We start from the raw sequence: 9,829 nt of genomic DNA, 5'->3' as shown, positions 1-9,829 counted from the left end.
TTAGCTCGGCTGCCGAGACGAACCCCGGCCCTACAGCATTTCCGGAACTTTTATACATATACAAGGGCGAAAAAATTCGTAAGACTAAAATCTTGCCAAGTAAAGGCTCCGTTCACGTGGGCTCCCTGACCTTCGTAGGTTTCTACAGAAAGCTTATCTCTTCCTGGTTTTCACCTGACTCATTTTATTTTTCATGGACGATATCAACACTTGGCGGCATTCCCATTTCCAGCACTATGGAATCTGGCCCTCTAAAACTTTTTCGGTAATAATCCCTCGATTAAGAATCTCATGGGAAATCCCATTCAACTCCATCTGCTAAGACAAAGGAGAGTCGTATGTTGTCCTGGATGTTTCGAGTGGCAATCGTAGGAAGCGTGATTGCAATGGGTGGGTTGTCGGCCTATGCCGTGGAAAAGGAAGGTTCGCAGCTGACGATTACCTCTCCGCGCAATGGCGAATTCGTCGAATCAACTGTTGAACTCACGTATACGTTACAAAAAGGCACCAAAGCCGACCATGTCCATGCCTTTGTCGATGGCCAATACCAAAAAGGATTTAAAGGCACACTTCAAGGATTGACTCCGGGTAAGCATCTGATCACAGTCAAGGTGGCCGATCATGACCATGAAATTCTTGACACGTCTGATTCAATCGAGGTTGAAGTGAAATAATCAAGGACTTGATGAGGAGAATGGAGGAACGGGGTGCTGACACGTTGGCTGGCAGCTGTGGAATCGGGCAATCCCTCACATCAGATTTTAAAAAAGAGGGCCACAACCCTACCCGTAGATTGATCCCGATGCCCTGTCAGGCATGAAACATCGAATCCGAAGTGGGACCTTCATCCAGAATGTCCCGGAGTGCAAGAGCCAGAGACAGTCCGTTGACCGGCTTCATTAAGAAGGCCTGAATGCCGAGTTGCTTGGCTTTCTCTTGAGTCATGGTGTGGCTAAACCCGGTACACAAGAGAATAGGAATATCCGCTCGAATACCTAACAACGCACGAGATAAGGCCTCACCGCTCATGGTGGGCATGGTTTGATCCGTCACGACCATATCAAAATCCTTCGGGTGTGCTCGAAACAGATCTAACGCTTCATACGGATTGACGCTTGCCACAACGGAATAGCCTAAATGGCTGAGGAATTGCGTCCCCCAGCGCGTCAGCATTTCTTCATCATCCACAAATAAGATCCTTCCCGATCCAGTCGGCCAGTCCATCACTTCCTCAGGTTTTACGGGCACCACCACATCCAGGCGCGGCAGGAGTACCGTGAAGGTGGTTCCCCCTCCTGGAGGACTGGACACGGCAATCCCACCACCGTGGTTATGAACGATCCCATGCACGACGGCCAGCCCGAGTCCCGTGCCTTCCCCAGCAGGTTTTGTGGTAAAGAATGGCTCAAAAATTCTCTCGAGCATTTCGAGCGGAATGCCCTTTCCTGTGTCACGAATCACAAGCTGAAGATAGGAACCGGCCTTAGGCATACCCATGCCCGGTATCCCTTCCTCTGGAATGCCCTCATGGCATAAGACAATTTCCAACAGACCGCCCTCTTCCCGCATGGCATATTCCGCATTGGCACAGAGATTCATAATCACCTGCTGGATTTGGGTCCGATCACCATAAATAACCGTAGACTCAAGATCTAATGACGTTCGAATTTCAATTGAGGAAGGAAAGCTGGCACGGACCATTTGCAGGACATCACTGATCACCAATCGCAGATCAATCGCCTCTTTATCCTTTTCCGATCGACGGCTAAAGGCTAAAATTTGCTTCACCAGATCACGGGCCCGATTCCCGGCGGCGACCACTTCAGTTAAATACGATTTCAAGCGTTCATCCTTGGTGGCATAGGCCATCGCCAATTCAGAATATCCCAAAATCGCACCTAAAATATTATTAAAGTCATGGGCAATGCCACCGGCCAATGTACCAATCGCCTCCATTTTTTGAGTATGTCTCAATTGCGTCTCACTCAATGCCAAAGCCTCTTCGGTCCGTTTCCGCTCGGTAATATCCTCACAAGACAGTAACCACACCCGAGGCCCGGATTGTTTCTCAATGGCCTGAATCGTCTCTTTCACCCAAAGAATAGTCCCATCCTTTTTTACCTTCCGAAATTCAGGAAGAACGCCTTTGGTCGATTCACGAAATCCCTTCTCCAAACCTGATTGAAATAGGTCACGATCATCTTCATGGACCACGGAGAACGCCGAGGTCCCCAATAATTCCTCAACCCGGTACCCTAATACTTGGGCTCCATACTGGTTAACGGAGAGGACGAGGCCCTGATTATTCACGGTAAAATAAATTAATGGGGTCTGATCGTAGAGTTCACGGTACTGGTCCTGGCTTTTCTGGACATCTTCCTGTGCCCGCTTCCGCTCAAGTTCAGCTCCCGCTCGTGCCGCAAAAATCTTCAAAAGATTTTGCCCTTGAGAGGAAAGAACAAACGGTTGCGTATCCAAGAGCGCCAGATTTCCCACAACCTCATTCCTGGAATTAAAAAGAGGAGTTCCATAATACGCCTCAACCCTCAAGGCTTGAATTGCTTCACTGTGTGGAAAGAGTTGTTGAACTCCGGATGTATGGCCAACAGGGTCACCCCAAAGTACCTGTTCGCAAGGCCCTCCCATACATTCATACACCGTTGACGGCTCAAAATGGTCTTGGTTCCAAAAAGCCAATGTCCGGGCTTTGCTGTCATTTTTCTCAATCCGCTCTGACAAAAACACCATGGACACCTGAAGAGCTTTCGCCAATTCGCCAACCAGAACTTCGAAGAAATTTGGTGAGCCGGGAAGCACATTGCCTTTGACAATCGACTCCAGGGCATCTTCCCATTGTTTTCGTTGCGTAATATCTCGCGAAATGACGACAGCTCGAAGTTCACCAAGCGCCGTTTGAAAAGCTCGCCCGGTGCTTTCAAACCAACGATACTCCCCATTCTGATGTCGATAGCGATACACCGAACGACCGGAACCTTGTGTCTTTATGCCGTGACAAAATTCCTCCACCACCATTTCTCGATCTTCGGGATGAACCGGAGCAAAGACACTCGTGCCAAGCAGATCATGGGAGCTGTACCCCAGAGATTCTTTGAAATTTGGGCTCACATACAGGAACCGTCCTTCTGAATCGGCTTCCGTGATCAGATCATAGGCATTTTCCATAATGGCTCTGAAGCGTTTTTCTCGCTCCTGAATGGTTAGCTCAGCGGCTTTTCTGAATGTAATATCTCGAGCAAAGCCCAAGACCCCATTCTGACCTTCAGGCAAAGACCCAAAGGAGTCTTTCGTGACTAAAAACGTTCGGGACACAGGATGTTGTTCCTGTACCTCAACCTCGAAGGTCTGAGTCCCCGCAGATCCCATCACCTGAGCATCCCCCTGAACAAACAACGCCGGCGAATGGCTACCAAAAATTTCCTGATCGGTTTTTCCGATGACCTCATGTATAGCCTTTCCCATGATCTCTGCTCCCGAAGGATTCACCAGGAGGTAACAACCATCCTGGTCCTTGACATAAACCACATCACTCATTTCTTCAAGGACCGCATCTAACAGAGCGTGGTTTCGCCTTGATAGGTCATCAGCCAACTTACGCTCCGTAATATCGCGTATGGTTCCTCCACCTCGAAGTAACCGGCCATCGGCATCAAAGGTTCCCTCGCCGGTGGCCTCAAACCAACGATAGCCCATTGATTTAGTGCGTAACCTGGATTCCACATGGTAGGGAATCCTCTTTTCAACATGATTGTTTAAAGCCTCAAACACCCGCTCCCGATCTTCAGGGTGTACCCGTTGCTCCCAACTTCCCCGCACTCCTGGAAACTCAGATTCCTCATATCCCAACATCGCAATAAACTGAGGGGAATACCACACCGGACAATCTGGAGAATACCAGGGAATATCAGGACAAATTTCAGCCACCCATAACCCCTCACGAGAGCCCTGAGAGGCGAAAATGAATCGCTCCACTTGCTGGCGGAGAGCATTCAATTCTTCATGCGAATCAGCATGTGAGGCAACTGGCGACAGATTGGATTGGAGAGACTCGCGCAATTTGTTATTGTGGCTCGAAGCTTCCCATTCCGAAGATAATTGTCCAGATAACCCTTGAGAAGACCCAAGGGAAAGCGTCAGATCTCCCAGGTGCTCCCGATGCACTTCTTTATCGGAAGGAGGAGACTTTGAAGGGTGGGGAGATTCCATACAGCATCTATCCTTGAAAAGCCCAGATTGACCAGACCCTCAAGGAGTGACTCTATAATAAAGTACCATGAAATATTTTCCCTATAATGTCAAGAAAAAATGCTCAAAAAAACCACACACTCAGACGTAAGATGGAACAGCGTGGTCTCCAAGGCAAAAATAATAAGGAGGCTTCATCCCTGGATCATCAGAATATGACATGCTAGACTCGCTGTTCGTCCACACACTATCTATTTGCTATCACGCATGAAAAAAGCTGTTCTCACCATCGCCGGCTCAGATTCCAGTGGAGGAGCCGGAATCCAAGCCGATATTAAAGCCATGTCCGCGAATGGAGTGTTTGCGATGTCGGTGCTGACATCCATTACCGCACAGAATACGTGCGGCGTCTCTGGCGTTTTTCATCTGCCTCTTTCGATTATTGAGACACAATTAGATGCGCTCTTCTCCGATATTCCTATCACGGTCGCAAAAACCGGTATGCTGGCGACCTCCGACATTATTACAACGGTCAGTCGGAATCTGGCAAAGCAACATCTTGAGCACCTGGTTGTCGACCCGGTTATGGTCGCAAAAGGAGGATATCCACTCCTGGAACAGGATGCGATGGCAACCATGAAAACCGCATTGCTTCCTCAGGCTTCTCTTCTCACCCCAAACATTGCCGAAGCCGAAATGTTATCCGGCCTCTCCATTAAGACTCTGGCCAATGCCAGAGAGGCGGCAAAAGTGATCCATCAATTCGGCTGCAAACATGTCCTGATCAAGGGTGGGCACCTGCTGGAACAGCCGGGGACCGACTTACTCTATGACGGCCGGTTTTTTCGCATGTTTAAGGGTGAATTCATTCAGACGAACACGACTCATGGGACCGGCTGCACCCTGGCCTCTGCCATAGCCGCCAACCTCGCCAAGGGGAAAACCATTCCCGACGCGATTGAGGCTGCCAAACACTATACCACCGAGGCCATTCGTCACGGCCTTGCTCTTGGCCAGGGAAATGGCCCTACGGATCACTTCTACTTTCTTCAATCATAGCGCAGTTCGTGGAGACCGCATCGCCCACAGAAAGCTGGGACGGAGGGACTGAAGCTCCTGTCAACTTTACCGGTCCATCCGGCATTGTGACGACAGGGATTTTCGCTCAGCCGGCTGCTCCCACAAATCGAGCGGTAATCCTTTGCCATGGGTTTCCCTCCGATAAAAACAGTCGAACCAATCGTCGGCTGACGGAACTTCTTATTCCTCAATCCATCGCGACTCTTCGATTCGATTGGTATGGCATGGGTGACTCACCGGAACCATTGACAACCTTCAGTATCAAAAAATGTGAGGAACAACTGGATGCGGCCGCTCACTTTCTCACCGAAAGATCCATGAAGGCTCTCGGACTGATTGGATCCAGTTTTGGTGGATTCATGACCATTCTTTCAGCCTCCCGGTATCCCCAATTACAGGCCCTTGGCCTGAAATGCCCGGTGGTCGATTTTTCTGAAGTGCTTCGCCTGAAACTGGGAACGGACGCCATGGACCGATGGAAATGCACCGATCACATACCCAACGTCTTTGGTGGCGACCTTCCAACACCCTTGCCGTATGCATTTTTCGAGGAATGCCTCACCTACAACGGCTACCACTCTGCTTCGTGTATTCAAGCCCCCATAGTGATAGTGCATGGGGATCAAGACGAAGTCATTCCCGCTCATCAGATTGATCGTTTACTGACTTCTCTCAACGTGGCAAAAGATTTTCGGCTCATACCCGGTGCGAACCATCAATTTGGACGGCCTGAAGATTTTCGGCTGATGACCACTCATCTGGCCAAGTGGATGATCGCTCATTTGCCTCCCTCATGATGGGGTATGACCGGTTTCATGCCTGATCCACCACACACCAACAGGGAATTATCCCAAGAGCAACTCGAAGTCTTTCGCGTGCTGTATCCATTATTTAAAAACGAGGTGCTCCGGCGGCGGGAATACATGAGCCGGTTGTCCGCATTCTACAATACGGTATTAGTGCTGCTGATCATGACAATAGCGGTGATTTCCCCCGGGCACCAGGACTTCGACATGCGCTGGTTGGCCATTTTCGGTGTGGTCATACTGTCAGGGTTCGTGGCCTATCTGATTCTTGAACAAGCCACTCGACACCGGATGGCCAAACAACAGTTAATTGAACTCGAGAGGGGAATAGGACTGTACCAGGAAGGCTGGATTTTTTCGGGGAAAACCGCCTATCCTCAACATTGGCAAACCGACTGGCTCTCAGACCGAAGTGTGGCGACGTATCTCACCATCCTTACTGTTCTCACAGTCCTGGTCATCTGCGCCATGTTCATTCGCCTCTAACCTTCACTTGTCGTCCTCATACGGATAAATTTCATTCGGCGAAAGGACCGTGCTCATGTTAAAAACATATCGAGGGATAGCCCCATCCGTCGCGACTAGCGCGTTTATCGAAGACACGGCCGTGGTCATCGGCGATGTGGCCATCGGATCGGAATCGAGTGTCTGGTTCAATGCCGTCATACGCGGAGATGTTCATAGTATCCGCATTGGCCATCGGACCAATATTCAGGACCTCTGCCTGTTGCACGTCACCCATGACACCCACCCCCTCACTCTTGGCGATGACATCACCGTCGGCCATCATGTGGTCCTCCATGGATGCACGATTCATGATCGGGTGCTGATCGGCATGGGAGCCATCATCATGGACGGCGTCGTAATTGAAGAAGACTGTGTCATTGGTGCCGGAGCCTTAATTACCGGGAATATCCACATCCCCTCGAGGAGCCTGGTCATGGGGTCCCCGGCCAAAGTGAAGCGTTTGTTGACGGATGCCGAAGTCCAGTGGATCAAAGAATCCGCCTCGAACTACATCCGATACGCGCAACAATATGTCGCAGAACAGAATGAGTGATGCCGGCATTCCATCAAGGCCCAATCAGGATACGCCACGGTTCATACAAGGTTGCTCCTCCCAAGCACTTATTTCAATAAGACCTCTTCGGTGACCCACTCTTCTCTCCAACACATTCCGCTGGTCATTCTGGGAACCGGCTATACCGGTCGACGGCTCTATCACCAGGCAGTTGATGCAGGATGGAACGCCTTCACGACAAGCCGAATGCCGGATGTCCATCTCTCAGAGATTTCACCTGAACATCGAATTGATTTTGACCTGATCCGACCTGAAACCTGGCGATCCATTCCCAGCCCCGCCCATCTCATCTGGTGTTTTCCTGCGACGCCATTAAGCCTGGTCCAGGCCTTCTTTGCCACCCGCCCTATGGAGTCTGGCAGAATTCTGGTGATGGGCAGCACATCGGCCTATGGCACAAACTGCGGAATCGTGACCGAACAGACTCCTGTGAACATGGACATTCCCCGTGTTCAGGGAGAAGAATATCTTCGGACACAATTGGGCGCCGTCGTCATTCGGTTGGCAGGATTATACGGGCCAGGTCGTCATGTGTTGAATTGGATGAGAAAAGGGAGGATTCACAATTCTCCCAAGTGGGTCAATCTCCTCCATGTGGATGATGCTGCAGGAATCTGTTTGCGAGCCCTTGAACGGGCTCAGAATGGTACCACGTATTTGGCTAGTGATGGGACCCCACGGACCTGGTCAGAGATTTTCTCAATCGCGTCACAAAAGTGGAGCATTCCCATTCCCCCACCCACGCCCCCTCGCGAAATCGGGAAACAGATCTCCATTCACAAACTCCTCATCGACCTCAACTATACCCTACGTTTTCCGGATCTGTATCATGCATTAGATGACATCGAACGGCATTCATCATCAGGAGGATAGATGAATTGAAACAATGGTATTCCTAACGGAAAAATGCCACAAGAGAATACACCACCACCCCGTTATTGATGGCATGCGCCAGCATGCCAGGGATCACACTCCCGGTCCGTTCATAGGCCCAGGCCCACAACAACCCGCTCCACAAGACGGTGAGAAACGCAACCACCCCATAGCCATGGGCCAAGGCAAAAACCAACCCACTCGCGACCATGGAGAGTGGAAAACTGAATCTGGTTCGGAGGGTCGTAAAGAGAATCCCGCGAAAAATGAGTTCCTCGAAGAATGGAGCCAGAACTACAAAGTCGATTGTGGTTTTCATGACTTCCATCCGCGTTCCCCAAATCAGCTGCGGGACAAACCATTCCGTCCAATGCACAGAGGATTGAAACGCATCTCCCCCGAGCACAATCAGCCAGTCCCCAACCAGCCCAAGCGTCACCAACATCACGACCAACGGCAGGCCGGATTTAACCCGTTGCCACACATTGGAACAGCCTACGACCTGCAACAACGACTGCTTCCTGGGTCGACACAGCACAAGGGAGGTCAGGACGACGGGCGGAAGATACAGTAAGACAATCCCGTAATCTTCAAGAATTCCTAATCCATCAGGCATGACCCCCACTAGACCCATCAACAGAATCATCAGGAAAATTGTCAGGGCACCCCCCCTGGCTAAGACCGCGATCCCTTCCCTGAATGTCCAAGGAAGGCGCCTTGAAGCCAAGCCGATTTGGCCCTGTGAAACTCTGCCAGTTAGACGAGCAAAACCCAGACGGAGAAAGAACACCACCCCAATCCCAATCACCACCACCTCACCCGCCAATAGTACACGCCATTTCCATAATGGTGGGTCGGTTAACTGAGACTCTTGCGATTGAATACTTGCCTGTAAATCTTGATTACCAGCCTGAACGGCTATTCGCTGCGCGAGTTGAAAGTAAAACCAATTCGTGGGGGTTTCTTCAGCTAACCTCGCTTGCAAGAAACCGTAATCCTCAGGCGAGGTTTCCTTCTGATCATATCCCACTTCCAGTAATCGACGGAAAAGAGCCTGAGGTTGTTTCTCACCCTCCCATTTCGCCACTAACTGACTGAGTTGATTCGTTAAACCCGCTTCTCCATAGATCATTCCCAAATACAATCCATCCAATGGTCTGGACTGTTCATCAACCGTTTCTTCATACCACAGCCGGATTTCCTCCTGCGTCTCCCCATCTTGTCCCCCCAAACGATACATCACTTGTTCAAACGTGGAGAGTTCAGGCAGGCGGTATTCAAAACCCAGCATCCGGCTGGCGATCCGCTCAAGATCACGGCTTTCAGGTGACGCCAGGCGCACATCATCAGAAAGGGTCACCGCCCAAAACAACAATCCCATGCCCGTCCCACACACCAGCAAACACAAAACGGTCAGCAGCGGAGAAAATCGAATTTCTTCTTGAAAGTCCGAGCGGGTATCCGATATGGGTTCAACCAATTGCTCTGATTCCATGAACTTGGCTCACAGATACAAGGAAACTTTGCTTCCCTCAAAGACTAGGGACGATACCATGATCTTCCGGTGATATGCTCGATACTGAGGCCACTGGGCACCCCCAGCAACATATCCGCTATGACCACATATTGCGTGTTCTATACTGCTAAGAATCTGGCGCTTACGTCTGGCAAGGACGCGCAGAAAAAAGTGGAAAGAATGCGAGTATCGCAGTGCATCCCCCGGACCACGCCGAGGGCCAGTGGTTTTGGGTCCTTTTGCCGAAACAAAAGGACCTCGGCTGCCGGG

The 9,829-nt window shown here is 50.5% G+C and carries 9 protein-coding genes; 7 read left to right on the top strand and 2 right to left on the bottom strand.

Translation table 11 applies throughout. The features are described from left to right. Both AAH187_RS18010 and AAH187_RS18005 read left to right on the top strand, forming a co-directional pair. The coding region (locus AAH187_RS18010; RefSeq protein WP_342349872.1) for a hypothetical protein at positions 1–269 on the top strand (269 nt) is incomplete at its 5' end. A gap of 69 nt (positions 270–338) precedes the next feature. Then, positions 339–674 carry a hypothetical protein gene (locus tag AAH187_RS18005; RefSeq protein ID WP_342349871.1) on the top strand — a complete coding sequence of 112 codons (336 nt, stop codon included), beginning with the start codon at positions 339–341 and terminating at the stop codon, positions 672–674. Between the two features lie 136 nt (positions 675–810). Here the strand turns inward: AAH187_RS18005 and AAH187_RS18000 are convergent, their stop codons facing one another. Beyond that, positions 811–4,224 (bottom strand): PAS domain S-box protein, encoded by a 3,414-nt coding sequence (locus AAH187_RS18000; RefSeq protein WP_342349870.1) that lies wholly within the window; start codon positions 4,222–4,224, stop codon positions 811–813. 246 nt (positions 4,225–4,470) lie between these two features. Between AAH187_RS18000 and thiD the strand changes: the two genes are divergently transcribed. The 5 genes from thiD to AAH187_RS17975 all read left to right on the top strand — a co-directional run bounded on the left by thiD (position 4,471) and on the right by AAH187_RS17975 (position 8,043). After that, positions 4,471–5,262: a bifunctional hydroxymethylpyrimidine kinase/phosphomethylpyrimidine kinase gene (gene thiD, locus AAH187_RS17995; RefSeq protein ID WP_342349869.1), complete on the top strand. Its 792-nt coding sequence runs from the start codon at positions 4,471–4,473 to the stop codon at positions 5,260–5,262. Between the two features lie 8 nt (positions 5,263–5,270). Beyond that, the gene (locus AAH187_RS17990) at positions 5,271–6,080 is read left to right on the top strand and encodes an alpha/beta fold hydrolase (protein ID WP_342349868.1); all 810 of its coding nucleotides are present in this window, start codon (positions 5,271–5,273) and stop codon (positions 6,078–6,080) included. A gap of 18 nt (positions 6,081–6,098) precedes the next feature. Further along, on the top strand, positions 6,099–6,575 hold the full coding sequence (locus AAH187_RS17985) for a hypothetical protein (protein ID WP_342349867.1): 477 nt from the start codon (positions 6,099–6,101) through the stop codon (positions 6,573–6,575). A 55-nt stretch (positions 6,576–6,630) separates the two neighbouring features. After that, positions 6,631–7,149: a gamma carbonic anhydrase family protein gene (locus AAH187_RS17980; RefSeq protein ID WP_342349866.1), complete on the top strand. Its 519-nt coding sequence runs from the start codon at positions 6,631–6,633 to the stop codon at positions 7,147–7,149. A 90-nt stretch (positions 7,150–7,239) separates the two neighbouring features. Continuing rightward, positions 7,240–8,043, top strand: coding sequence for a hypothetical protein (locus tag AAH187_RS17975; RefSeq protein ID WP_342349865.1), 804 nt, complete (start codon positions 7,240–7,242; stop codon positions 8,041–8,043). 22 nt (positions 8,044–8,065) lie between these two features. Here the strand turns inward: AAH187_RS17975 and AAH187_RS17970 are convergent, their stop codons facing one another. Then, the gene (locus AAH187_RS17970) at positions 8,066–9,538 is read right to left on the bottom strand and encodes a type II CAAX endopeptidase family protein (protein ID WP_342349864.1); all 1,473 of its coding nucleotides are present in this window, start codon (positions 9,536–9,538) and stop codon (positions 8,066–8,068) included. Positions 9,539–9,829: the final 291 nt, after the last annotated feature.

This window comes from uncultured Nitrospira sp. (genome assembly GCA_902500695.1).
In the GTDB taxonomy this organism is placed as follows: Bacteria; Nitrospirota; Nitrospiria; order Nitrospirales; family UBA8639; genus Nitrospira_E.
Note: the sequence above shows the minus strand (reverse complement) of the source record. Positions and strands in the feature narration are given on the sequence as shown.

Excerpts from the sequence above, each read along its gene's own strand:
- AAH187_RS17985 (WP_342349867.1), top strand. The coding sequence starts at position 6,099 with ATGCCTGATCCACCACACACCAACAGGGAATTATCCCAAGAGCAACTC.
- AAH187_RS17980 (WP_342349866.1), top strand. The coding sequence starts at position 6,631 with ATGTTAAAAACATATCGAGGGATAGCCCCATCCGTCGCGACTAGCGCG.
- AAH187_RS18000 (WP_342349870.1), bottom strand. The coding sequence starts at position 4,224 with ATGGAATCTCCCCACCCTTCAAAGTCTCCTCCTTCCGATAAAGAAGTG.
- AAH187_RS17970 (WP_342349864.1), bottom strand. The coding sequence starts at position 9,538 with ATGGAATCAGAGCAATTGGTTGAACCCATATCGGATACCCGCTCGGAC.
- AAH187_RS18005 (WP_342349871.1), top strand. The coding sequence starts at position 339 with ATGTTGTCCTGGATGTTTCGAGTGGCAATCGTAGGAAGCGTGATTGCA.
- thiD (WP_342349869.1), top strand. The coding sequence starts at position 4,471 with ATGAAAAAAGCTGTTCTCACCATCGCCGGCTCAGATTCCAGTGGAGGA.